At 36.1% G+C, this 24479-nt stretch carries 23 protein-coding genes; 9 read left to right on the top strand and 14 right to left on the bottom strand.

Annotated features, from left to right (window positions below):
* Positions 1-719 precede the first annotated feature (719 nt).
* Entirely contained in the window at positions 720-1895 is a 1176-nt protein-coding gene (locus M0G43_RS09805; RefSeq protein WP_248025632.1) for a hypothetical protein, read from the top strand.
* Positions 1896-1965: 70 nt separating this feature from the next.
* Here M0G43_RS09805 and rplS read toward each other — a convergent pair whose 3' ends face one another.
* From rplS to M0G43_RS09780, 5 genes are all read right to left on the bottom strand, one after another.
* Positions 1966-2316 (bottom strand): 50S ribosomal protein L19, encoded by a 351-nt coding sequence (rplS, locus tag M0G43_RS09800; protein ID WP_248025631.1) that lies wholly within the window; start codon positions 2314-2316, stop codon positions 1966-1968.
* Positions 2317-2511: 195 nt separating this feature from the next.
* Entirely contained in the window at positions 2512-3189 is a 678-nt protein-coding gene (gene trmD / locus M0G43_RS09795; RefSeq protein ID WP_248025630.1) for a tRNA (guanosine(37)-N1)-methyltransferase TrmD, read from the bottom strand.
* 68 nt (positions 3190-3257) lie between these two features.
* Positions 3258-3878, bottom strand: a complete 621-nt coding sequence (locus M0G43_RS09790) for a tRNA (guanine-N1)-methyltransferase (protein WP_248025628.1) — start codon at positions 3876-3878, stop codon at positions 3258-3260.
* A 139-nt stretch (positions 3879-4017) separates the two neighbouring features.
* The gene (locus M0G43_RS09785; protein WP_248025625.1) at positions 4018-5466 is read right to left on the bottom strand and encodes a glyceraldehyde-3-phosphate dehydrogenase; all 1449 of its coding nucleotides are present in this window, start codon (positions 5464-5466) and stop codon (positions 4018-4020) included.
* A gap of 140 nt (positions 5467-5606) precedes the next feature.
* On the bottom strand, positions 5607-7010 hold the full coding sequence (locus M0G43_RS09780) for a trypsin-like peptidase domain-containing protein (RefSeq protein ID WP_248025622.1): 1404 nt from the start codon (positions 7008-7010) through the stop codon (positions 5607-5609).
* A gap of 160 nt (positions 7011-7170) precedes the next feature.
* Here M0G43_RS09780 and dapF point away from each other — a divergent pair, with 160 nt between their 5' ends.
* The 5 genes from dapF to M0G43_RS09755 all read left to right on the top strand — a co-directional run bounded on the left by dapF (position 7171) and on the right by M0G43_RS09755 (position 11197).
* On the top strand, positions 7171-7944 hold the full coding sequence (gene dapF / locus M0G43_RS09775) for a diaminopimelate epimerase (RefSeq protein ID WP_248025621.1): 774 nt from the start codon (positions 7171-7173) through the stop codon (positions 7942-7944).
* The gene (locus tag M0G43_RS09770; RefSeq protein ID WP_248025616.1) at positions 7941-8465 is read left to right on the top strand and encodes a GNAT family N-acetyltransferase; all 525 of its coding nucleotides are present in this window, start codon (positions 7941-7943) and stop codon (positions 8463-8465) included. The genes dapF and M0G43_RS09770 overlap by 4 nt, the downstream gene beginning before the upstream one ends.
* Positions 8466-9509, top strand: a complete 1044-nt coding sequence (gene mltG, locus M0G43_RS09765) for an endolytic transglycosylase MltG (RefSeq protein WP_248025608.1) — start codon at positions 8466-8468, stop codon at positions 9507-9509. It abuts the gene before it with no gap.
* Between the two features lie 2 nt (positions 9510-9511).
* The gene (locus M0G43_RS09760) at positions 9512-10420 is read left to right on the top strand and encodes a DUF2279 domain-containing protein (RefSeq protein ID WP_248025603.1); all 909 of its coding nucleotides are present in this window, start codon (positions 9512-9514) and stop codon (positions 10418-10420) included.
* A 108-nt stretch (positions 10421-10528) separates the two neighbouring features.
* A complete protein-coding gene (locus M0G43_RS09755) occupies positions 10529-11197 on the top strand; it encodes a peptidoglycan-binding protein LysM (protein WP_248025601.1) in 669 nt (222 codons plus the stop codon).
* Here the strand turns inward: M0G43_RS09755 and M0G43_RS09750 are convergent, their stop codons facing one another.
* From M0G43_RS09750 to dnaA, 4 genes are all read right to left on the bottom strand, one after another.
* Positions 11198-11914 carry an SAM-dependent methyltransferase gene (locus tag M0G43_RS09750; RefSeq protein WP_248025599.1) on the bottom strand — a complete coding sequence of 239 codons (717 nt, stop codon included), beginning with the start codon at positions 11912-11914 and terminating at the stop codon, positions 11198-11200.
* Complete coding sequence (locus M0G43_RS09745; RefSeq protein ID WP_248025597.1) at positions 11914-13320, bottom strand: PQQ-dependent sugar dehydrogenase; 1407 nt, start codon at positions 13318-13320, stop codon at positions 11914-11916. The genes M0G43_RS09750 and M0G43_RS09745 overlap by 1 nt, the downstream gene beginning before the upstream one ends.
* A 67-nt stretch (positions 13321-13387) precedes the next feature.
* Entirely contained in the window at positions 13388-13846 is a 459-nt protein-coding gene (locus M0G43_RS09740; protein WP_248025595.1) for a low molecular weight protein-tyrosine-phosphatase, read from the bottom strand.
* A 12-nt stretch (positions 13847-13858) separates the two neighbouring features.
* On the bottom strand, positions 13859-15286 hold the full coding sequence (gene dnaA, locus M0G43_RS09735) for a chromosomal replication initiator protein DnaA (protein WP_248025591.1): 1428 nt from the start codon (positions 15284-15286) through the stop codon (positions 13859-13861).
* A gap of 188 nt (positions 15287-15474) precedes the next feature.
* Here dnaA and M0G43_RS09730 point away from each other — a divergent pair, with 188 nt between their 5' ends.
* The gene (locus M0G43_RS09730; protein ID WP_248025580.1) at positions 15475-15885 is read left to right on the top strand and encodes an acyl-CoA thioesterase; all 411 of its coding nucleotides are present in this window, start codon (positions 15475-15477) and stop codon (positions 15883-15885) included.
* On the opposite strand, the gene M0G43_RS09725 is transcribed toward M0G43_RS09730, so the two are convergent.
* Both M0G43_RS09725 and ribD read right to left on the bottom strand, forming a co-directional pair.
* Positions 15882-16502, bottom strand: coding sequence for an IMPACT family protein (locus M0G43_RS09725; RefSeq protein WP_248025578.1), 621 nt, complete (start codon positions 16500-16502; stop codon positions 15882-15884). The genes M0G43_RS09730 and M0G43_RS09725 overlap by 4 nt on opposite strands.
* A 6-nt stretch (positions 16503-16508) precedes the next feature.
* The gene (ribD, locus tag M0G43_RS09720) at positions 16509-17531 is read right to left on the bottom strand and encodes a bifunctional diaminohydroxyphosphoribosylaminopyrimidine deaminase/5-amino-6-(5-phosphoribosylamino)uracil reductase RibD (RefSeq protein WP_248025576.1); all 1023 of its coding nucleotides are present in this window, start codon (positions 17529-17531) and stop codon (positions 16509-16511) included.
* A 35-nt stretch (positions 17532-17566) separates the two neighbouring features.
* On the opposite strand from ribD, the gene M0G43_RS09715 reads away from it, so the two are divergent.
* Together M0G43_RS09715 and prmC are read left to right on the top strand one after the other, a co-directional pair.
* Positions 17567-18058, top strand: coding sequence for a GNAT family N-acetyltransferase (locus tag M0G43_RS09715; RefSeq protein ID WP_248025572.1), 492 nt, complete (start codon positions 17567-17569; stop codon positions 18056-18058).
* Positions 18055-18927 (top strand): peptide chain release factor N(5)-glutamine methyltransferase, encoded by an 873-nt coding sequence (gene prmC, locus M0G43_RS09710; RefSeq protein ID WP_248025570.1) that lies wholly within the window; start codon positions 18055-18057, stop codon positions 18925-18927. Before M0G43_RS09715 ends, prmC begins: the two co-directional genes overlap by 4 nt.
* Here prmC and M0G43_RS09705 read toward each other — a convergent pair.
* From M0G43_RS09705 to M0G43_RS09695, 3 genes are read right to left on the bottom strand one after another with little or no spacing between them, the layout of a single operon-like run.
* Positions 18917-21442, bottom strand: coding sequence for a beta-mannosidase (locus M0G43_RS09705; protein WP_248025568.1), 2526 nt, complete (start codon positions 21440-21442; stop codon positions 18917-18919). The genes prmC and M0G43_RS09705 overlap by 11 nt on opposite strands.
* Positions 21429-22160, bottom strand: coding sequence for a copper homeostasis protein CutC (locus M0G43_RS09700; RefSeq protein WP_248025564.1), 732 nt, complete (start codon positions 22158-22160; stop codon positions 21429-21431). The genes M0G43_RS09705 and M0G43_RS09700 overlap by 14 nt, the downstream gene beginning before the upstream one ends.
* The gene (locus tag M0G43_RS09695) at positions 22157-24427 is read right to left on the bottom strand and encodes a beta-N-acetylhexosaminidase (protein ID WP_248025561.1); all 2271 of its coding nucleotides are present in this window, start codon (positions 24425-24427) and stop codon (positions 22157-22159) included. Before M0G43_RS09695 ends, M0G43_RS09700 begins: the two co-directional genes overlap by 4 nt.
* Between the last annotated feature and the right edge of the window lie 52 nt (positions 24428-24479).

Genomic DNA, 24479 nt, shown 5'->3' with positions numbered 1-24479 from the left:
TATAGTAAATGAAACCTCTAATAAAAAGCAGGAAAGATTATAAAAGACAAAAGCCATATCACTGTAGCAAAACTACTTTGACATGGCTTTTTTGAAACAGTTACTTTGTGATTCTAACAGCATTTCTGCTGTACGGTTGATAAGAATATACATTCTGTATCACCTATCAAATTCAAATTTCACTATTTCAATGAAACGTTTCATAACTTTCAAAATGTATTGACCTGTTATTACTTTGTTTCAGTTGATTGTTTTTCTTGATGTTTCTTCTCTTACACCTCGTTTGCACGACTTATAATTTCCAAAACATTGCTTCCTACCTTGCCTTTGCTTTCGCTACAGACCTCTTTGGAAACTTTCAATCTTAATAGTTGCGGCCTGTAACACATGCGACACTTTTTAAGATATCATGGTTGTTCCAATTATAGCACGCATACACGTGACTCTGAAATAACCTCAAAAAACAATTTTTATAAAGAACGTTACTTTATACGATTTAACATTAATTCAATTTTCGATGCTGAAACCAACATTAGAAATGTTGTTGTTAATCGTTTTACTAAAATACAAATTATATTGTCATATATCAAAAAATATAACAATTTAGTTATCAAATCGATATTAACTATGGTTATTAACAAAAGTTAATAACGTTTGAAGTTGAAAATGATGACATTTTCCGAACCCTTCGATACTATATAAATGAAACAACTGAAATAATGAAAACAATCAAAATCACCTTTTATTCCATCGGCATATTTTTTCTACTTGCTTGCAATAATGGAAACGCCCAAAAAAACAATTCTGATTCGAACAAACAATCAAAAACTAATAATGGGATGAACAACACAACTGAAACTATTGCTATGCTTCAATCGGAATCTATGAAGGGTATCGAAACCACAAAATACAATGAATACGTAGACCCAAAAAACGGATTGGTGCAAACGCGTTATCCGATTCCAAAAAGTTGGAACGTCAACAGTGTCAATAGTCCTATTTATATTGAAGGGCCTCAAGGCCTGAAGGTTCATAAAATGGAATCGGAATCTTATGCCTGGAGCAATGATCCTATGGTTTTGGAAACTATTCAAATGAGTGGACATGCCATTGGACAACCAATATCAAATCAGCAATTGCTGAATCAAGTCATCAAACCGAATGCACAATCTCAAGGGTATAAATTTTTGACAAGTTATGACGTTCCGGAAGTTTCTGGGCTTTATCAAAAATTATTCAATGCAATGCCAAATACTGGGTCGCAAAGAAGAGTAGAAGCGATGGCTACGGAATGGGAAAACAATCAAGGTTCCAAATCAATGATTCTTATGGTGAGATATGATATCATTAAATCTCAAGTGGTCAATTGGACAATTCAAACTACCGAAATAGAGGCTTCAGATGATTACTTTGCGCAAGCGAAGAATGCATATATTTATTCATTGGCAAATGCTCAAATTAATCCGCAATGGATACAGGTAATGAATGGGCAGTTGATGCAAAATATTCAAAAAACCAATGAATTTTGGAATAGAGCAGCTCAACAAAGTGCTGCAGCTCACGCTCGACGTATGCAGGCTATTGCAGCTGCTGGGAATACGTCTCGTTCTATAGGTGATACATATAGTGATATTTTGGATATATCGCACAAAGGATATTTGAATCGTAGTAATATGAATGACGTAGGACATTCAAAAACCATTCGTGGCATCAATGAAACCACCTTAATAGGCAATCACGAAACACGAGAACAATATAATGTGCCGTCTGGCTCCAATTATTATTGGGTTTCAAACCAAGGTACCTATATAGGAACTGACAATGCGTTGTTTGATCCTAATATTGATAATCGTACGAATGATGATAGCTGGACCAAGTTTGCAAAAGAGTATTAATTCAAATAGAGTGAAAAAACAAAAAGCCCGAAACATTTTGTTTCGGGCTTTTTTATATTGAAGACTTGAATTAGTCTCTTCTTTCTTTGATTCTTGCTTTTTTACCAGTAAGACCTCTGAAATAATAAATTCTAGAACGTCTAACTTTACCTCTTTTATTTACTTCAATTTTTTGAAGAGCTGGTAAGTTTACTGGGAAGATACGCTCTACACCAATGGTTCCAGACATTTTACGGATGGTAAATGTTTCAGAACTACCAGAACCTTTACGTTGCAATACAACACCTTTAAAGAACTGTGTACGTTTTTTGTCACCTTCACGGATTTCATAATACACTGTAATAGTATCACCAGCGCTGAAATCTGGAATTTCCTTTTTTTCTACAAATTCGTCTTGTACAAATTTTACTAAAGAATTCATCTTTTTAAGTTTTATAAGATTGATTCAAACCAACATTCGCGTACTTCGCCAGAGGTTAATCCGAAATTGGACGCAAAAATAATCAATAATTAATAATTGGCAATCAATTAAGGATAATTTTTTTGTTGATTATCTTATTGATATATAATTATTTGAAGAAATGAAATCGGTTTTTACTGTAAGAAACCTGAAAAATCAATCTTCAAGTAAATCAGGACGTCTCTCCTTTGTTCTTAAATAGGCCTGTTCTTCTCTCCACTTTTCAATTTTTGGAAAATTGCCACTGAACAAAACTTCAGGAACCTTCAAGCCCTTATATTCTCTGGGTTTTGTATAAATAGGTGGCGCCAATAAGTTATCTTGAAAAGAATCTGTCAATGCGGAAGTTTCGTTGCCCAACACACCAGGAATTAATCTTATTACGGCATCACAAAGCACTGCAGCTCCAAGTTCACCGCCTGATAGTACATAATCTCCAATGGAAATTTCTTTGGTAATGAATTTATCACGAACTCTTTGATCTACACCTTTATAATGTCCACATAAGATGATTATATTCTCTTTTAGTGATAATTGGTTCGCAATTCCCTGTTTTAAGGTTTCGCCATCTGGTGTCATATAGATAATTTCATCATAAGATCGTTCGGACTGCAATTTGCTGATGCATTTATCAATAGGTTCAATCATCATAACCATACCTGCGCCACCACCAAACTGTGTATCGTCAACAGATTTATATCTATCTGATGTATAATCTCTCAAATTATGAAAATGCACACTTACCAAATCGGCTTCGATAGCACGCTTTAAAATAGAGGCTTCAAAGGGACTTTTGAGAAGTTCAGGTAAAACAGTAATAATATCTATTCGCATTGCTATGAAATTGAGTGCAAAGATGCGAAAAAAAAATCCGAAAACTGTTTTTCGGATTCTTGGATTCTTTATTTCGTTTTCTTCTGTTTATTGAGCTCGTCCTGGAGTTGTCGTCTCACTACCTGCTCGCGTTCAAGCGCTGTTCGTCTGTGCTCTTCGAACTCCTCTTCAATATCAGACAAGGCAAGTTTGGACTGTCTGGTAACGGCATTGCTGTTTCTGAATTTATAGATAAACACCAACAATAAAATCAATAACAAGCCAATGATGCTCCACATAATAGTACTATAATTTGATTTGCTCATCGGCATACCAAAAAGCGCCATATTGTCTTTTTCCTCAATCGTATTTGCTAAATTCATTTTTGTGTCCGAAAGGTTTGTTTTTAACCCTTGAATTTCCAAAACCAAACTGTCAACCGATTTCTGTGTATTGTCCAAATCATTTTGAAGGGCTTTTAACGAATCCAAAGTATGAGCTTTCAACTCGTAGAGCCAAGTTTTTTTGACGTTTTTGAATTCCTGATAACTGTATGATTTTTGAATTACGTATTCGAATTGATTGTCGATGGAACCTTCATATAAAGAAAGTTTGTCTTCATCTGTATCATTAGAAGTTTCTTGAGCGAAAAGTTGGGATGAAATCAAGAAAGAAAATAAGACAACAGCTAAAGTTTTGATTGAGTGCATTTAAAGTTTTTTTTGATGTGGTTAATTTTGAACAAGATAAGAATAATTATTAGTATTTGTTTCAATTTTAAACAAATAGCCTCACATAAGTAAGGCTATTTTTATATACGGTTGATATTTAGAAATAGATGTTTTACTATTAATAATATGTATAACGTCTTACTTTAGAAATATATTTTGCCAACCTAATTACTTGATGACTATAACCATACTCATTATCATACCAAATATATAAAAGGGCATTTTTTCCGTCAGCTCTGACGATGGTAGCTTTACTGTCGTAAATAGCAGGTGCAGAAATACCAACGATATCACTAGAAACCAACTCATCGCTCAATTCATATTTGATTTGTTCAACCAGATCACCTTCCAAAGCATATTTTTTAAGAATGGTATTGATGCCATCTAAAGATGTTTCTTTCTCCAGTTCCAAATTTAGAATCGCCAATGATCCATTTGGTACAGGAACTCTAATGGCGTTTGAAGTCAATTTACCATCCATTGAAGGAAGGGCTTTCGTAACAGCGCTTCCCGCTCCAGTTTCAGTAATCACCATATTCAATCCGGCAGCTCTTCCGCGACGGTATTTATCGTGGAAATTGTCCACCAAATTTTGGTCATTAGTGTACGCATGAATGGTTTCAATATGTCCGTGTTTCACACCCAAAGTGTCTTCAACAGCTTTCAATACGGGAGTGATGGCATTTGTAGTACAAGATGCCGCTGAAAAAATATCGACTTTTTCAGGATCATAATCCAAATGGTTAACACCGTGAACAATGTTTGGAACACCTTTGCCTGGTGCTGTCAACAATACTTTATCAACACCTTTAGATTTAAGGTGTCTGCCCAAAGCTTCTTTATCTCTAAAAACTCCTGTGTTGTCAATTACCAAAGCATTCTTGATTCCGTATTTAGTATAATCAATGTCTTCAGGATTATTAGCAGAAATAATATTTACGGTAGTTCCATTGATAATCAAAGCACTGTTTTTAGCATCTGCAATGACAGTTCCAGAAAAATCACCGTGAACGGAATCATTCCTTAACAGAGAGGCTCTTTTTTCCAAAACCGTTTGATCAACTTTACCACGTGTAACGATGGCTCTCAAACGCATTTGGCTTCCTTTTCCTGTTTTGGTCATCAATTCTCTTGCTACCAATCGCCCAATTCTGCCGAAACCATATAAAATCACATCTTTAGGTTTAATGCCTTCATATTTACTTGCTCCTTTCAGTTTATCTGCTACAAATGCAGTGGCATTACCATATTTCTGATCTTCTAGATGGAACTCATAGGTAAGTTTTCCGATATCTAACTTGGCAGGTGGAATATCCAACTGCTTGATAGCTTGGGCTATTTCTACAGAATCAAAAATCGAAATTGGTTTTCCAACAAATTCCCCAGCATATTCGTGCAAGTTGAGAATCTCGCTGACATTTTTGTCTATTAATTGATTCCTAAAGAGCACCAACTCAATAGATTTGTCGTACCAAAGATCGCTTACAATCTTTATAAACTCTACTGTGGCACGTCTTCGGTCGGCTTGAAAAGCCAATTCGTTTTCATAAGTCCCGTTCAAACTCATAATTAAAGGTTTAGTGTGTTGTTTTTAAAATTTTTGCAAAAATAGTATATTTCAAACGTTTTCGTAAGGTTTTTTGAAAAATAAAAAACCCTTCAAAATTTTGAATCTTGAAGGGTCTTTTCATCTATTGTTAACCGGTTTTATCTGAAAATAAAACTTTCTTTTTGACCATTGGTATTGATAACGCTGATTTTTGTGAGGTTGTCACCATATTTTTGTTGAAGTTTGTTGATGTCTTCCACAGAATTGATTTTTTCACCGTTGATTTCAGTAATAACATAACCTTCGTTGATACCTAAATTCTTGTACAGCGAATAGTTATTGTTTTTGATTACCAGAACACCATTGTCTATATTATATTTTTCCTTTGCTTGTTTAGGAATATTTTTAAGTTGCATATCCAAGTACTCAACCGAACTTATTTCATATTTTGATAAGGTTACAGGAATTATCTTTTCGTTGCCATCTCTTTGAATGGTTACTTTTACGACATCGTTTGGTCGTTTTGTATTCAAATAACCACTCAAATCTGCGAATTTTGAAATTCTGATATTATCAATTCTTTTGATTATATCGCCATTTTTTAATCCTGCTTTGTCGGCACCAGAATTTTCCTCAATGCCACTCACGTACACACCATCAATCTCGTTCAAGCCATTCTCGATGGCGTATTTAGAATTTCTGTTTAAAATGTTCACTCCTAAAATACCAGTTTGAACATCTCCAAATTCCATAATATCTTCAACGACCTTACGAGCAATATTACTTGGCACAGCAAATGAATAACCTATGTATGAACCAGTTTGGGAAGTGATGGCTGTATTGATACCAATTAAATCACCATTGATATTTACCAATGCACCTCCAGAATTTCCAGGATTCACCGCAGCGTCTGTCTGGATAAAGGATTGTGCATTCACACCAGATAAATCTCTAGATTTAGCACTGATGATTCCAGCAGTAACAGTAGATGTTAAATTAAAAGGGTTACCGACGGCTAAAACCCATTCGCCCACTTTTGCTTGGTCTGAATCACCAAAGGTTACATAAGGCAAATCGTCATCTGCATCGATCTTTAAAAGTGCGATATCTGTTTTTTCATCAGTACCAATAAGTTTCGCTGGATAGATTTTATTGTCATTTAATGTTATAGAAAGTTGTCTCGCTCCATTGATGACGTGATTGTTTGTAATGATATAGCCATCTGGCGAAATAATCACACCGCTACCAGTACCAACTTGTGTACGTGGCTGGCTTCTTCCGTAGAATAAATCCTGAAGCGTCACTGGTCCACCTTGACTCACAGTTGTGTTTTTTACGTGAACGACAGCGTGTACTGCATTTTCGGCAGCCTGCGTAAAATCAACAGAATCTGCATTGTAAAGCAAATTTGATGTTGTTTTATTGGTTGGAATGAATGTAGGTTGTGCCTCATTTGTGGCAACAAAAAATTTGGAATCTTTTTCAATCCAAAGTTTATAGGCAGATAATGTTATGATTCCACCCAAAACCGATACGAATAGCAAGGTTAAAATCTTTTTCATTTTTTTAAATATTGTTTAGAGAATTATTTGTGATATTAACGACTAAAATTAATTATTTATTGAATGAGCAATGGATGTTTAACGATTTTTAACGCCTACTTTAACGCTGGTTTAACAATCAAAAAAGCAATCTATTATTCTTATATTTGCCGTGAACTATATGAAGACAGAATTTTATAAATATCAAGGTACAGGCAATGATTTTGTGATGATTGATAATCGTCAAGAATCATTTGACAAAAGCAATATTGAGTTGATTGCCAAGTTGTGCGATAGACGTTTTGGAATTGGTGCCGATGGATTGATTCTGTTGGAAAATCATCCGGAAATAGATTTTAAAATGGTCTATTTCAATGCAGATGGGAATGAAAGCAGTATGTGCGGTAATGGCGGAAGATGTATTATGGCTTTTGCCAATTTCTTGGGTATCGTTAAACAAAAGGCGACTTTTGAGGCCATTGATGGATTGCATCACGCTGTGATTGAAAATGATTTGGTAAAACTTCAAATGCAAGATGTCAAAACGATTGAAAAGCTTGAAAACCATCTTTTTTTGAATACAGGTTCGCCACACCACGTTCAATTGGAATCAAACTTGGAAATTTTGGGCGTGAAAGAGCAGGGCAGACGCATTCGTTATGGCGCACCGTATTTTAAAGAAGGCAGCAATGTAAATTTTGTCAAAAAACTGAACGCTGATTCTTTTTTGGTGAGAACCTATGAAAGAGGTGTTGAAGATGAGACATTGTCCTGTGGAACTGGTGTTACGGCTGTAGCTTTGGCAATGAATTACATTGGTGAAACTGAAAAAAATAGCGTCATACTCAAAACACCAGGAGGTCAATTGGAAGTGTCATTCAAAAAAAATGGTACAGGATATAAGAATATTTGGCTCATTGGACCTGCAACACTAGTCTTTAAAGGCGAAATATGATGACACTCAAAGGAGAACATATCTATTTGCGCGCTTTGGAGCCTGAAGATTTGGAGTTTTTATACACCATAGAAAATGATGAGACCTTTTGGGAAATCAGTAACACGCAAACACCGTTTTCCAAATTCATCTTAAAGCAATATTTGAAGAATTCACATAAGGATATTTATGAAGTAAAGCAGTTGCGGCTCGTTATTTCAAATTATCAGGACAAAGCCGTCGGAATGATTGATTTGTTCGATTTCGATGTCAAAAACAGCAGAGCTGGCGTTGGTATCTTGGTGAAGGAGCAGAATCATCGCAACAAAGGATATGGGAAAGAAGCGCTTCAATTGTTGATAGATTACAGTTTCAAACATTTAAAACTTCATCAGTTATATTGTAACATATCTGAAAACAATAAAGCCAGTATTTCTCTGTTTACCAATCAAGGTTTTGAGAAAGTTGGCCTTAAAAAAGATTGGAGTTCCATTAACGGACACTATCAAAACGAATATTTATTTCAACTTATTAATCGTTAAATGTATATCAAAAAAATACTTCTTGCTGTAGCAATCATAGGGTTAATTGTAGCCGCTATTGTATCCTATAATATTTACAACATTATGTTCAATTCGAACACGGCTTTTAACAATGAAGAGGCGTATGTACTTATTCCAACAAATGCTACATACGATGAAGTGAAATTACAGTTGGAGCCATTACTTAAAGACATTGAAAGCTTTGATGTGCTTGCCAAACAAAAGAAATACAACACTAATGTAAAAGCTGGAAGGTATATCATTAAAAAACATATGAACAATAATGATATCATCAACAGCATCAGAAGCAAAAATGTGCCGTTGAAATTATCTTTCAATAATCAGGAAACCTTGGAAAATTTGGCAGCTCGTATTTCAACACAGATCGAAGCTGATAGTTTATCGCTTATTTCTGTAATGAAGGATTCTGACTTTTTGAAGGCAAACGGTTTTAACAATGCGACTGCTCTTGGAATGTATATTCCTAATAGTTACGAGTTTTTTTGGAACACCTCGGCTGAACAATTCCGCGACCGAATGCTGACTGAATACAATCGGTTTTGGACCGATGCTCGATTGGATAAAGCTAAAAAACTGAATCTGACGCCAAATCAAGTACTGGTGTTGGCATCCATTGTTCAAAAGGAAACTGCAAAAGCTGATGAACGACCGCGTGTGGCTGGTGTCTATTTAAACCGGTTAAAAGTTGGGATGCTCCTTCAGGCAGACCCCACGGTTATTTTTGCAATCAAGAAAAGTACAAATGATTTTGATCAAGTGATTAAACGAGTACTTTACAAAGATTTGGAACTGGACTCTCCTTACAACACTTACAAATATGCAGGTTTACCGCCTGGACTCATTGCAATGCCTGATATTTCGGCAATAGATGGTGTATTGAATCCAGAGAGTCACGACTATTTTTATTTTGTGGCAGATGTGAAAAATTTCGGATATCATAAGTTCGCGAAAACTTTGTCGCAACATAATGTAAACCGCCAGGAATATGTGCGATGGATCAATCAACAAGGTGTCAACAGATAACTTTGGGACGGTTCCTCACATATACCATTTTTCTTTTTTTTCTATCTGTTTCTGTCTTTTCCCAATCAAAAATTAATTCTTTCTTAAAGCCGAGTGATACTTTAAACACGTCGAGGCGGAATGCAGTATATATCACGGAAGCATCTTTGGCAACTATTTCATTGATTGGTTTGAATCAATTATGGTATGCCGATTATCCACAATCAAAGTTTCATACACTTAATGATAATGATGAATGGCTGCAAATGGACAAGCTTGGGCACGTGTTTTCCTCCTATCAAATGAGCAGAGTTGGCGCCAATGTGTTGGAGTGGAGTGGAGAAAGCAAAAAAAATCAACTCATTTATGGTTCAACTTTGGGCTTGGCTTTTTTGACAACAGTTGAGGTTTTCGACGGTTTTAGTGCAGAATGGGGTTTTTCTTGGGGAGATATGATTGCCAATGTCTCCGGTACCGGTTTATTTGTCGGCCAGGAATTGCTTTGGGATGAACAACGACTGACATTGAAATATTCTTTTCATCAAACAGATTTTGCACCTCAAAATCCTGAAAAATTGGGAAATGGATTTCTGGAGGAAGTTCTGAAGGATTATAATGGACAAACGTATTGGTTGAGTGCCAATATCAATTCATTTTTTAAAGAGAGTAAAATTCCCAAATGGTTGAATGTTGCCGTTGGATATGGAGCAGACGGAATGCTATCTGGTAAAGAAGATGTTAATAACTTGATTATAAGTCCTCAACGTAAACGTCAATACTATTTAAGTTTAGACGTAGATTTGACAAAAATAAAAACGAATTCCCACATCTTGAAATCCGTCTTTGACGTTTTGAACGTTATAAAAGTGCCTTTTCCAACTTTGGAATTGGACAGTAAAAACGGCTTAAAAGCGCATTTCATCTACTTTTAACATACATTAACAGTCTAGAAGTCAGCAACTAAATAAAAGTTGTATATTTGCAGGCTGAAATTTTAGAACAATTAGAAATAGAGAAGGTTGTTCTATAAATGAAAAATTATGAAAAGTAATTGGATCAAAAATTTAGCAATCACAGTAGCAATTTTTACTGTATTGGCATTTGCATTGTTTCCTAACACTTCTTTAGATATGACCAAATTTTCTACAGAAGGATTGACGCTTGATTACACCGTGAATAAAGATATCGCTATGCTATCTGACGAGGTTAAGATGGATGATATTATGGCGAATGTAGAAGTTTCTCCGTTATTGGGAAAAGCTTATAATGGATTTAAAGAAGCTGTAGCATATAAGGAATCTAGAGGTAAATATCATATAATTAATGACTTTGGTTATTTAGGTAAATATCAATTTGGACTTGAGACATTAAAGTTAATCGGTATCTATAATGCAGACCAATTTTTGTTCAATCCTGAATTGCAGGAGAAAGCATTTATGGCGAATCTTCAGCGCAACAAATGGGTTTTACGCAAAGATATTACTAGGTTTGAAGGCAAAACTATCAACGGTGTAAAAATCACTGAATCTGGTATTTTGGCCGCTGCACATTTGGCTGGACCAGGGAGTGTGAAGAAGTTTTTGAGAAGCTATGGAAACGACACATTTTCTGATGCTTTCGGGTCTTCCATCAGGTCTTATATGAAAAAATTCTCTGGTTACGATACTTCTTCGGTCATTGCAGACAAAAAAGCGAAGGTAACGCTATAGTTATTCTTTGTGAATGATAAAAATTGCTGGACGTTTGTGAAAGTCAACTTTTGCAAACGTCCATTCTTTTGCAGTCATCGTTTTTATATATTCAGTAGAAAGTGTTAGGTCGCAGGCTACACAAACTCTAGTTTGAGGTTGCAATGTTTGGCATAAATCTTCAAGCATTTTATTGTTTCTGTATGGCGTTTCGATAAAAAGTTGTGATTGATTCTGCTCAAACGACAAGCGCTCCAAACGTTTTAATTCTGACTTTCGTTCGTGTTTGTCAATCGGTAGATAACCATTGAATGCAAAACTTTGTCCGTTCATTCCTGAACCCATTAATGCCAAAACAATACTTGAAGGTCCCACTAAAGGAACCACATGAATGTTGTTTTGATGCGCCAACCTTACAATATCAGAGCCTGGGTCTGCAATGGCAGGACATCCAGCTTCAGATAATAAACCCATAGATTTTCCTTCCAAACAAGCATCAAGAAAACTTGACATTTCATTTTCTTTAGTGTATTTGTTCAAAATATGAAGCCTCAAGCTTGGCTGCGACTTTTTTGAACTGATGGATTTAATAAATCGTCGTGCTGTCTTTTCATTTTCGACAATATAATCATCTACAGATTCAATTATCTTTTTGATGGAAATTGGCAATACTTCTAAAGGAGGATTGTCTCCCAAACCTGTTGGGATAAGATACAACTTACCTACTTGTGATGTCATTAATTTTTGATAAGTTTTTTCAAAACACTATTTCCTTCGGCATTCGTAATTTCAACAAAATACATTCCACTTGTAAGATGAGAGGTTGGGATGTCGATTCTTTGTGAACCAAAATCAGTTGATGTTGAAACCAGTTCCCCTTGAATGCTATAAATTTCTACAGATTGAATAGCTGTGGAAGAATTTGTAGAATCAATAATAAGTAAATCTTCGGTAGGGTTTGGATATAGTTTTAAAGCGAATAAATCATTTTCTTCAACACCCAGATTGGAGTCAATTATTCGATATACGGTATCAGAGCTATTACCTGCAATATAAATTTCACCATTATTTCCTTCACCAAAAGTTGTCCAGCCATTGCCATTAAACGGACCGACAAAAGACATATTCCAGCTTCCTCCTGATTCAGTAAGAACTCCAATTTCATCACTGCAATAATCGGCGAAAAAATACAAACCATCTAACGTTGGTTGAGCTGTTCCTCTATAACGGTATCCACCAGTGATAGAACATTTAAACAAGCCATTTCCACTGTGGGTATATTGGGCTACCGGGAAAGTTAAAGTATTCGTAGCAGGACAGTTGCCGCTTGTATCATAAACAGCATTACCTTCATAACATCTCCAGCCATAATTTGCACCAGCAAGGTCTGAAGCCACCATATTGATTTCTTCACGTATGTTTTGGCCTACATCAGCAATCCATAAATCTCCCGTATTTCTATCAAATGAAAATTTCCAAGGGTTTCTCAACCCATAGGCCCAAATTTCCTGCATTGCACTAGTACTTCCGGCGAAAGGATTATCTGCAGGAATGGCATAGTTGTTACCGTTACTGGTATTATCAACATCAATTCGCAACAGTTTTCCCAATAAAGTTGTAAGTGATTGTGCTCTATCTCCAGGATCTCCTCCAGAACCTCCATCACCCGATGATATATACAAATAGCCGTCTGGTCCAAAAGCCATATCACCTCCATTGTGATTGGTAAAGGGTTGAGTATAGCTCAAAATTTGCAATTCAGACGTTGAATCAGCAGTATTTGGATTGCTAGTGCTTCTGGAAAATCGAGAAATAACGGTATTTCCACTATTGTTGATGTAATTTACATAAAAGTATCCGTTTGAAACGTAGTTTGGATGAAAGGCTAAACCTAATAAGCCTCTTTCTCCTCCGCCATTTATTACAATAGAATTGATATCTAGAAAAGGAGTAGAATTAGTTGTTCCGTTTGAATTGACGATCTTAATAACGCCAGCTTGTTCAACAACGAAAAGTCTGTCATCTCCAGCGTGTTTAATACTTATTGGATTGCTAAATCCAGTTGCAAAAGTTTCGATATCGATAACTTGAGCATTTAAATGAATAGAGGCTAATAGCGAAATAAAAACGTAGAACTGTTTCATTTTGTTAATTTAAGGAGTTTAAATGCCTAATTTACAAAAAAAGGAATATATAAAATTGAGAATTTTCTTAATGCAATTCTTGAAGCTCGTCAGAAATATAAGTACAAGCATCATTGAGTAGATGAAAAACCTTTTCAAAATCAGAGTCATCTCCATAGTATGGATCTGGAACTTCACTTAAACCATTGAGTTCCGGATTAAGAATCAATCGAATTTTAGCGATATCATAACTGTTTCTAGCAAGGCGTTTTACATTTTGAAGATTCGAGGCATCCATTACAAAAATATAGTCGAAACGATCAAAATCTGAAGCTTGAAATTGCCTACATTGTTGTTTCGAAATATCAATACCATATTTTTTCGCCACTTTAATAGAGCGATGGTCAGGTGGAGAACCTATATGATAATTTCCAGTTCCAGCTGAATCGACATAGAATTGGTCAGGTGGTAGCATTGATTCCAAAATACCGTGTGCCAAAGGTGAACGACAGATGTTCCCAAGGCAAACCATTAGTATTTTAGTCATAACTTTGCTAAATTAGAGCGATAACTTTTTGGAAAGATCCTCAACATACTTTCTGAACTGTTTGTCGGTTGCAGAAAGATTGTCCACCGTTTTGCACGCGTGAAGTACAGTAGCGTGATCCCTTTTTCCTATTTGAGAACCGATACTCGCCAAAGATGCCTTGGTGAACTTTTTGGCAAAAAACATTGCCAATTGTCTCGCTTGAACAATATGACGTTTCCTTGTTTTGGATTGTAAAGTGCTGACATCCATTTGGAAATAATCAGAAACTACCTTTTGGATATAGTCGATGGAAACTTCACGTTTAGTGTTTTTAACAAACTTTTCTACGATATCTTTCGCAAGATTAACAGTGATTTCCTTCTTGTTGAAAGAAGATTGTGCAATCAACGAAATAATGGCACCTTCAAGCTCTCTAACATTCGTTTTGATATGTTTGGCGACGTACTCAATGATGTCATCATTCATATCCACACCATCTCTGTAGAGTTTATTCTTCAGAATTGATACACGAGTTTCGAAATCTGGTGTTTGTAATTCGGCAGAAAGTCCCCATTTGAATCGAGACAACAAACGTTGTTCAATATCTTGCATATCTACAGGTGCTTTATCACTCGTTAGAATAACCTGTTTGCCATTTTGGTGCAAGTGGTTGAATATATGGAAGAATACATCTTGTGTTCCAGATTTTCCTGAAAGAAATTGAACATCATCAATAATCAACACATCGATAATCTGATAAAAATGAATGAAATCGTTACGATTGTTCTTTTTTACCGAATCTATATATTGTTGTGTGAACTTTTCAGCAGATATATAAAGAACAGTCTTTTCTGGATATTTATCCTTAATGTCAACACCAATAGCGTGCGCCAAATGTGTTTTACCCAAACCAACTCCTCCAAAAATTAGCAAAGGATTGAAAGACGTACCTCCAGGTTTGTTGGCAACAGCCAAACCTGCATTTCTTGCCAAACGATTAGAATCACCTTCCAAGAAATTTTCAAAGTTATAACTTGGATTAAGTTGAGACTCAATCTTTACATTTCGAATACCTGGAATTACAAAAGGGTTTTTGAGTTCCGGATTTTTGTTTTGTAAAGGGATATCAACATCCTGGGATTTTACGGCACCTCTGTTTGAACTTGGTATTTTCTCTGTAAATGGTTGTCTGTTGCCATAACTGTTTTCCATTTTGATAACGTATACCAACTTGGCAGTTTCACCAAGTTCCTTGGTAAGGGCAACTTTTAAAATTTTTACATAATGTTCTTCAAGCCATTCGTAGAAAAATTTACTTGGTACCTGAATACTCAATGCATTATCAGTAAGTTTAACTGCGGCTATGGGTTCGAACCAAGTTTTGTATGCTTGAGGTTGTATGTTATCTTTTATAAAAGACAGGCAATTTTCCCAAACTGTTTGCGCAGTTAAATTCATTCTTAAAGTTAGTTTTTTATTGACAGTTGATTAGCAAAAAAAAGAGAAATACGGATTTCTCTTGAATGTTTTAGTGTGACAAATATGTGAACAAAATTCTTAATAAAAAAATGAAATACCATTGAATTTTTAGAATTTTTTTCTCATGTTTAAAACTTGTTCAAATTACAAAAAAAAAATCAAAAACGATGGCAGAATCGCTAAAATACGATGAAATTCAATTGAGGGTGAGATACGGAGAAACAGATCAAATGGGTGTTGTTTATCACGGAAATTATGCCCAATACTTTGAAGTGGGTAGAGTAGAGTGGCTACGCAAATTTGGAGTGTCTTACAAACAAATGGAGGAAGATGGAATTATGCTACCTGTTATATCCTTATCTATAAATTACAAAAAGTCAGCCCGTTATGATGACTTGCTTAAAGTAAAAACACAATTAGTAAAAATTCCTTCGGCAACCATTGAATTTGATTACGAAATTGTCAATGAAAAAAATGAACTTTTGGCGACCGGAAATACTTCTTTGGTATTTATGGATATTAATAAGAATAGGCCTACGCGATGTCCAAAATATATTTTAGACAAACTGCAAGATTAATCGTTTAAAATTTTGATGTCAATTGCGTGTAATGCATCAAATAGTTGATGGATGTTTTCGGAGTCTTTTTTTCTAACAGAAATTTCAATTTGGCAATCCAATTCTAAAGTTTGATTTACCATATTCAGATTCTTTTCTTTGATGATGCGCATCACCTTGTTCATATTCTTATAGTCAAAAGAAATCAGAAAATGAACATTAATGGTTTTTGTAATAATTTTTGAAGTTTCCAGTGCCATTTGCGCTGCCGTTCTGTAAGCGTTGATCAATCCGCTCACGCCAAGTTTTGTACCACCAAAATAACGCACTACTACAATCAGCACATTTGTCAATTCAAATGATTGTATTTGGCCATAAATTGGTATTCCTGCACTATTGTTCGGTTCTCCATCATCGTTGGCTCTAAAAATTAAGTCTTTTTCCTCTGTACCTATTTGATAGGCGTAACACCAATGTCGTGCCGAATGATGCTGTTTTTTTAGCGCTTCAATATGTTCTTTCACGTCTTCTTCAGTAAGAACTGGAAACGCATAACCGAAAAACTTACTGTTTTTATCCTTGAACAATACTTCCTCTGAAGCTTTGGCTATCGTCTTATAAATGTCAGATTCAATCAAAATGACTTATGTTTTTTGACATTGAAGGCCATTATCATAAATTCTTAAAATATCCTCCAAGATATGTTCTTCTGAAAGTAATTTCCCAGAAACTATTGGAGCTTTTGTGCCTTCTTGAAACATTTGATTGCCAACAAACATTCGTGCTTCATCCCAAAGATTTTCATCAATGAAGGTTTGTAGTGTTTGTCTACCACCTTCTACAATGACCGAATTGATGTCTTTTTGGAATAAAATGGCACAAATTTGTTTTGCTAATGGTTGCTCAAAATTGATGTTTTCATCAGAAAGAATAATGGTTTCAGCATCATTATTGAAAACATTTAATGTTGTGTCCAGTTTCAAATTTTTATCCAAAACCACGCGAATGGGATGCTTACCAGTCCAATCTCGAACGGTCAAACTCGGATTGTCCTCCACCACAGTGTTGGTTCCAACTAAAATTGATTGCTCTTCAGCTCGCCATTTATGTACCAACTGCCTCGAAATTTCGTTGGTAATCCAAACGGGCTTTTGTTCGGTTTTGGACTTTGGAGCAATAAAACCGTCTTTGGTTTCTGCCCATTTCAATATTATATAAGGACGTTTTTTGTTGTGAAATGTAAAAAATCGTTTGTGATGAATCTTGCATTCTTCTTCCAAAATGCCAACCAACACCTCGCAGCCAGCATTCTTCAGTTTTTCAATGCCTTTTCCTGCAACTTTGCTGTGTGTATCGATGGTGCCAATGACCACTTTCGGAATTTGATATCTAATGATAGCATCTGAACAAGGCGGTGTTTTTCCAAAATGAGAACAAGGCTCCAGAGTCACATACAGTGTAGATTGTTTGAGCAGCGACTTGTCCTCAACTGAATTTAGTGCATTGATTTCCGCGTGATTGCCACCATAAGGACTTGTGTAGCCTTCACCAATTATGTTGTCGTTATGTACGATGACGCAACCAACCATTGGGTTTGGAGCTGTGGTGCCCAAGCCATTTTTGCCAATCTCAATACAGCGTTTTATGTATTTTTCGTGTATCTTCATCACGATTTTTATCGAAACAAAAATAAGGTTTTAAAGTGAGTGAAGATAATTTTACAATCAGACAAATTCAGCCAAACGATAATGCAGGCGTCGAGCGTGTCATCAAGTCCATTTTCCCTGAATTTGGATTGCCATTGGTAGGAACTGCCTACGCTGATGAGGAAACATCACAAATGTTTGAATCTTATCAAGGTGATAATGAAGTCTATTATGTGATTGAGAAAAACGACGAAATTTATGGAGGTGCTGGCATCAAGCCACTTCGGGATTTTGAAGCTGATGTATGCGAACTGCAGAAAATGTATTTTTCTCCTGAAATTCGTGGAAAAGGTTTGGGCAAAGCCATCATTTTGAAATGTTTGGAAGCTGCGAAATCTTTCGGGTATAAAACCTGTTATTTGGAAACGGTTCCTTCATTGAAGGCAGCCATCCACATTTATGAATCGGTTGGATTTGTTCATATCGACAAACCTTTGGGCAACACAGGGCACTTTTCCTGTGATGTGCATATGACAAAGCAATTATGAGGTTAAAAGATATTCAGGATATTTTTCACAAGGAATTGGATGCCATTTATGGAAAGAATGAAGTGGACAGTTTCTTTTATATCGTAACAGATGAATATTTAGGGCTTCAGCGATTGGCTTTTTCGCTTCAGCCAGATTTTACTGTTACAAAAGAGGAGGAACAATCGTTATTTGAAGCGCTTTCAAAATTGAAATTGGAGCAACCCATTCAATACATTCTTGGTAAAACAGAATTTTACGGTTTGCCATTTAAGGTGAATGAACATACGTTAATTCCTCGTCCCGAAACTGAAGAGTTGGTAGATTGGATTGTAACGGAATCGTCAAAGAACAATGAATCCTTAAACATTTTAGACATAGGCACAGGCAGTGGCTGTATTGCCATTTCCCTTTCAAAAAGTGCTAAAAACGCACAAGTTTTTGCTTTGGATGTCAGCAAAGACGCTCTAATAATAGCCGAAGAAAATTCGAAAGTGAATGAGGTTGATGTTCAATTCATAAATGCTGATATTTTGAATGAGGAACGTTGGAATTCGGTTTTTAAAGGTTTAAATTTCGATATCATTGTATCCAATCCTCCTTACGTACGGCATCTTGAAAAGGCGGAAATTAAGAAAAATGTACTCGATTATGAACCATCTCTGGCCTTATTTGTTGAAGATGACGATGCTTTGATGTTTTATCGAGCTATCACAAACTTTTCGAAAGAATATCTCAAAAGTGATGGACGGTTATTTTTTGAAATCAATCAATATTTAGGAAACGAAATGGTTGAATTGCTAGAAAACAATGGTTTTAAAGCTGTTCAACTTAAAAAAGATATTTTTGGAAACGACAGAATGATAAGAGCTGTAAAGTCTACTGAATAGCTTCGCTAGGTTTTGTGATTTCCTTTTTAGCTTTTACAAATTGATTTAAGGTTTTGATGTTTAAATCGTTCCATTCCCAATTACGCGTTTGGAATTCAATGACTTTTCGTTCGTTTGGCATCAAATCAAAATAATTATCACTGAAATGTCCTTTTGTGTCTGTATATAAAAACACATCTTTCTGAAGCGTTTCGCTTTGCAACTCAATGATGAATCCTGTCTCGGTTTTAGTGATGGTCTGTTCGATTTCAGAAGTATGTAGCATTAAATCTTTCGGTCTTGAGAAATAGAAATATGACACACTATTGTTAAAGGAAGCTTCAAAAACTACCTCATTTTTCTTTAATTTCAACGATTTTATATCCAAGGCATATTTCAATTCGCTGCTCAAAGGTTGCACGTTGGTTGTATCGCAAACCGACCACAATTCATTTCCCTTAAAATCTATAATTCGCAAGGATAAAGAGCCTCTTTGCTCTTTCATTTCGTCATTGATAATATAGGTTTTCAATGTGTCATTTTGAATGATTGAAGATGTAATCACATTTTTGTAGGCTTTTTTAGCTTGATAATGAAGCGCTTTCCAATTCCCTAGAAAATCTATGCTCGACCAAGAAACGGAAGGCCAGCAATCGTTCAGCTGCCAATACATACTTCCCATATTGTAAGGTTTTGCACGTCGGTGAGCTTCTGCGCCTTTGGTAATGCCATACGCTTGCAGCACCTGGCTCATATATACATAATCTTCAAAATTGCTTGGCACAGGAAAATCACGTTTCATATACTCATTAATCAATTCGGCACCTCTGGTGTGTTTCTGATGCAAAGAAAACCTCAAGGAATCCATTTTTACAGAATCATTTTGACTTATATATTTAATGGTTTCATAAGTCGGAAACGATTGAAAACCGAATTCGCTCATAAAGCGAGGCACTTTTTCTTCAAAATGCTCAAAAGGATAGGCATCGTGCCATACAAACCAATCGTGTGTGTCACCTTCAGTGTTGTAATTCGGGTTGCCACGACCAAATTTTGGCGAGGTTTCCCAGTAGGAAGTGTTGTCGGTCAAGTCTCTAACTGTATTTGGCAGGATGTTGTTGAACAGTTTGATGTAATTGTTCCAGACTTCGGCTTGTTGTGCTTTAGACAATCCATCTTTCCAATGCCAATTTTCCCAACCTTCAGAGTTTTCATTATTGCCACACCATAAGGCTATGGATGTATGGTTTCTCAAACGCGTAACCTGTTCAATAGCTTCTTGTGTGACATTGTCCATAAACTCTTTGTCTCCAGGATACATAGCGCAGGCAAACATAAAATCTTGCCATACTAAAATTCCATTTTGGTCGCACAAATCATAAAATGTATCTTCTTCATAAATGCCGCCTCCCCAAACTCGTATCATATTCATATTGGCATCTACAACATCATTCAACAATTTTTCATAGTCAGTATCTGCAACCTTATTTTGAAGACTGTTTTGAGGCACATAATTAGAACCTTTCACATAAACAGGAACATCATTCACTTTAAAATAAAATGATTCTCCAACAGAATCTTTTTCGGTAACAAGTTCAATCGTCCTCAACCCTTTGGATAATCCTTTGTAATCCAAAATGGACCAACCTTTTTTAATTCGAACTCCAACATCATATAAATAAGGCTCGCCAATGTTATGTGGCCACCAAAGTTGTGGGTCTTCAATTTCAAAAGGCACTTCATACTTGGTTGTAGAAGAATCTACCTGCACTTTCGATTTGGCAACCACATCATCATTGACTACAATTTCAAAAGTCAATTCTTCATTTAGTGAAGTTGTAAATTCCACTTGAGCAGTCAATTTGGCAAGACTTTCTTCAATCGAATTTTGAACCAAGAACACGTCATTGATTTTTAAATCATTCCAAGATGTCAATGAAATGGGTTTCCAAATGCCAGATGTTTTTAGTTTAGGTGCCCAATCCCATCCATATTGAAACTGCGGCTTTCTGATAAAAATACGTTCGCCTTCCGGAAGTTTGTAATTCAATTTATTCTTGCCTTCTTCTTCAAAATAATGCGTGCTATTGAAGACAATATGCAATTTGTTCTCTTTTTTGATGAATGGTTTTACATCAATATCATAACTACGGAACGCATTGTTCGTTTGAAGGATAAGGCTGTCGTTCAAAAAAACCGATGCGAAGGTGTCCAGACCTTCAAAATTCAGGTGAATGTTCTTTTTTGTAAACGTACTATCATCTACTCTAAAGTTCGTTTTATATTCCCAATCATTCTCTGCAACCCATTGCACATTGAGTTCATTTTCCGCAACATAAGGGTTTGCAATCAAATTGTGGGAGAACAAATCAGAGTACACATCTCCAGGCACAGAAGCTTCTCGCCACGTATTATCGGCAAGGCTTTTAAAGCTCCAGTCAGAATCAATAAAAGTAGTGCGAGGTGAGTGATATGTGGGCTCACAACTGAAACAAAGACTCAATAAGAGAAGTAAAACGAAACTATGCTTTATCATTTATAATATTTAAAATCGATTGGATAAGTTCAACATCTGAATTGTATTGGATGGTTTCATCGAAAAATTTCGAACTGTTCATCGCCACTTTCGGACTCGGATTGACCGCCGAAGGTAAGCTTGCTGAACAGTGAATTTCATCAAATCCACCACCTTTAAAAATCAGAACGTTATCTCTGTTGATGCCGCTTGCTGGAAGGATTGTAATTCGTCCGTTGGCTAGCTTTTTCAACTGTTGAAGTACAAAAATACCTTTTTCTGCGAATGATTCTTGGCCAGATGTTAAAATTCTATTGACATTCAATTGAATGAGTTGCTCCAACGCTTCATAAGGATTTGGTGTCCAATCAAATGCTCTGTGAAACGTGAATTCAAGAGGTTTTGAAACTTCGATTAATTCCTTGGTTTTTTCGACATCAACGGTATTGTCACTATTTAAAGCGCCTGAAACAATTCCTGCGCAACCCAAATCTTTAGATAGTTGAATATCGTTTTTCATCATTTCAAATTCGTCAACGGAATAGGTGAAATTGCCACTTCGAGGTCGAATAAGTACAAATACCGGAATGTTGACAAGTTCTAAAACTTGCTTGATTAATCCGTATGAAGGTGTAATGCCACCAACTGCCAGTTCGCTGCACAATTCAATGCGATGTGCACCAGCTTTTTCGCCATTGATGGCAGATTGAATATTGGATGTGCAAATTTCGAGTATCATTTGATGATTATTTCGTCAATGAATGTCCACGCCTTGTTGCCAGCTCCTTGTTTGCCTTCTGGAATGGTTCCAAAGTTTTTGACTTTGATTTTTAAAAAGCGGGATTTTATGTTAGTTACTATTGAAACATATTTTATCGATTTTTTGGGATGTAAAATAGAAGTGTCAGGCCTCATTGGAAATCTTCGACCATCATCAAAAGTTATTTCAATATTTTTTGGTGCGTAAATCCATTGACCTTGAGCATCATAAAAGCGCGTTTTAATCCATTGGATTTGCTTTTCCTCACCCAAATCAATCGTAATTTCAACATCATCGCCCCAAAATCCCAGCCATTCTTTATCGCCAAATCGTTTGTCGCTTCCAGAAATGCCGTTGATAAGTCCAGTTGCTCCACTTCCAGAATACGCTTTGTTCGGTTCAACGTTTAAAGTGATTTTTTTTCCAAACGCTAAATGCGGATTGATAGCTTGTGAGAATGTGTTGCCCAATTTCGTTCCATCATCAAAAACAGTTGCTTTAATGTATGTGTTCTCATTGATAGGAATAGGATTTGAATAAATTTTTGAATCCAAGTTTGGCTCCGAACCATCCAACGAATAGCGAATGTTTTTTCCATTTGTCAATGTTTTCAATTCATAACCATTCGCTGTCAAATTACCTTCAATCTCATACAAATGATTCGCATAATTGATTCCCAAAGCATCCAATCGCTTATGGAAATGCTCTACACGCTGTACAAAATCATCGTAATTTTTGTTTTCAGGTTTTGACCAAACCATTTCGCTCAACGCAAGCATACGCGGAAACACCATATATTCCACTTGTTGTTCGGTTGTGATGTATTCTGTCCAAAGATTCGCTTGCGCTCCGAGAACAAATTTTGCTTCTTCATCGCTCAATTCTTTAGGAATAGGGTTGAAGTTATAAACTTTTTCCAAAGGCAAAAATCCACCAATGGCCAATGGTTCATCGTCATTTTCCGACTGGTAATAATCAAAATATAAATGCGAAGTTGGCGTCATAATGACATTGTGATGCTGTTTGGCAGCTTCCACAGCGCCATTGGTGCCTCGCCACGACATAACCGTCGCGTTTGGAGCCAAACCGCCTTCTAGAATTTCATCCCAACCTATGATTTGTCGACCCTTTTCGTTCAGGAACTTTTCCATACGTGTGATGAAATAACTTTGAAGTTCGTGCTCGTCCTTCAATCCTTTTTCTTTTATCAGATTTTGACAATGTGGACAGGCTTTCCATCTCGTTTTAGGAGCTTCGTCACCTCCAATGTGTATATATTCCGAAGGGAACAAATCCAATACTTCATCCAAAACACCTTCCAAAAACTCAAATGTTTCCTCCTTTGGGCAAAATATATCTTCAAAAACGCCCCATTTTGTAGCGGCTGAAATTTGCTCGCCAGTACATCCAAGTTCAGGATAGGCAGAAATGGCGGCTTGCGCGTGACCAGGCATTTCAATCTCCGGAATCACAGTAATATGACGTGATTTGGCGTAGGCGACGACTTCTTTGACTTCTTCTTGCGTGTAAAATCCGCCATAACGCTTTCCGTCAAATTGCTGCGGGTCAGTATTGTAATGTCCAATGAGTGTTTCGTTTCTGTAAGCAGCAATTTCCTGCAGCTTTGGATATTTTTGGATTTCGATGCGCCAACCTTGGTCATCTGTTAAGTGCCAATGGAAAGTATTCAACTTCAACATTGCCAGCATATCGATGTATTTTTTGATAAATTCCACGGAAAAGAAATGCCTCGCAACATCGAGATGCATACCTCTATATTGAAATTTTGGTTCATCAAAAATCGAAGTAGCAGGAATATATACATTTTTGCTTGAATAGCTACCGTTTTCAAAGGTTTCTGGAAGTAATTGCCGAAGCGACTGTACCGCATAAAATGCACCTTGGTCCGTTTTTGCCTTGATTTCTATTTTTCCGGGTATTACTAATAGCAAATAACCTTCAGGATTTTTGATGGAATTATCTTTTATGAAAAATATGCCTTTTCCTTTCTGAAGTCTGATGTTGCTACCTTTCTCGATATAATCTTTTAAGTAATTGGCGGATGCTTCTAATTCCTTGTCAAAAGTAATTCCTGTCATATTATTTATGGAAAAAGTTCCTTCAGATAGACGTGAAATTGAAGGATTTGGAATTATCGGAAGCTTTGTAATCTCATTTTGAGCGACCAAAACACTTGATAAAAAACTGATAAAAACAATTAAGGTTGGTAATTTCCTGAAAGGCATTTTAGTATATTAGATGCTTTAAATATAAGGCAAAAGAATAACTTTTTACAAC

This window comes from Subsaxibacter sp. CAU 1640, from assembly GCF_023156585.1.
Taxonomy (GTDB): domain Bacteria; phylum Bacteroidota; class Bacteroidia; order Flavobacteriales; family Flavobacteriaceae; genus JBPOFM01.
Note: the sequence above shows the minus strand (reverse complement) of the source record. Positions and strands in the feature narration are given on the sequence as shown.

Bases quoted from the DNA above. Each gene is read 5' to 3' on its own strand.
- M0G43_RS09805 (WP_248025632.1), top strand. From the start codon at position 720: ATGAAAACAATCAAAATCACCTTTTATTCCATCGGCATATTTTTTCTA.
- rplS (WP_248025631.1), bottom strand. From the start codon at position 2,316: ATGAATTCTTTAGTAAAATTTGTACAAGACGAATTTGTAGAAAAAAAG.
- trmD (WP_248025630.1), bottom strand. From the start codon at position 3,189: ATGCGAATAGATATTATTACTGTTTTACCTGAACTTCTCAAAAGTCCC.
- M0G43_RS09790 (WP_248025628.1), bottom strand. From the start codon at position 3,878: ATGCACTCAATCAAAACTTTAGCTGTTGTCTTATTTTCTTTCTTGATT.
- M0G43_RS09785 (WP_248025625.1), bottom strand. From the start codon at position 5,466: ATGAGTTTGAACGGGACTTATGAAAACGAATTGGCTTTTCAAGCCGAC.
- M0G43_RS09780 (WP_248025622.1), bottom strand. From the start codon at position 7,010: ATGAAAAAGATTTTAACCTTGCTATTCGTATCGGTTTTGGGTGGAATC.
- dapF (WP_248025621.1), top strand. From the start codon at position 7,171: ATGAAGACAGAATTTTATAAATATCAAGGTACAGGCAATGATTTTGTG.
- M0G43_RS09770 (WP_248025616.1), top strand. From the start codon at position 7,941: ATGATGACACTCAAAGGAGAACATATCTATTTGCGCGCTTTGGAGCCT.
- mltG (WP_248025608.1), top strand. From the start codon at position 8,466: ATGTATATCAAAAAAATACTTCTTGCTGTAGCAATCATAGGGTTAATT.
- M0G43_RS09755 (WP_248025601.1), top strand. From the start codon at position 10,529: ATGAAAAGTAATTGGATCAAAAATTTAGCAATCACAGTAGCAATTTTT.
- M0G43_RS09750 (WP_248025599.1), bottom strand. From the start codon at position 11,914: ATGACATCACAAGTAGGTAAGTTGTATCTTATCCCAACAGGTTTGGGA.
- M0G43_RS09745 (WP_248025597.1), bottom strand. From the start codon at position 13,320: ATGAAACAGTTCTACGTTTTTATTTCGCTATTAGCCTCTATTCATTTA.
- M0G43_RS09740 (WP_248025595.1), bottom strand. From the start codon at position 13,846: ATGACTAAAATACTAATGGTTTGCCTTGGGAACATCTGTCGTTCACCT.
- dnaA (WP_248025591.1), bottom strand. From the start codon at position 15,286: ATGAATTTAACTGCGCAAACAGTTTGGGAAAATTGCCTGTCTTTTATA.
- M0G43_RS09730 (WP_248025580.1), top strand. From the start codon at position 15,475: ATGGCAGAATCGCTAAAATACGATGAAATTCAATTGAGGGTGAGATAC.
- ribD (WP_248025576.1), bottom strand. From the start codon at position 17,531: ATGAAGATACACGAAAAATACATAAAACGCTGTATTGAGATTGGCAAA.
- prmC (WP_248025570.1), top strand. From the start codon at position 18,055: ATGAGGTTAAAAGATATTCAGGATATTTTTCACAAGGAATTGGATGCC.
- M0G43_RS09705 (WP_248025568.1), bottom strand. From the start codon at position 21,442: ATGATAAAGCATAGTTTCGTTTTACTTCTCTTATTGAGTCTTTGTTTC.
- M0G43_RS09700 (WP_248025564.1), bottom strand. From the start codon at position 22,160: ATGATACTCGAAATTTGCACATCCAATATTCAATCTGCCATCAATGGC.
- M0G43_RS09695 (WP_248025561.1), bottom strand. From the start codon at position 24,427: ATGCCTTTCAGGAAATTACCAACCTTAATTGTTTTTATCAGTTTTTTA.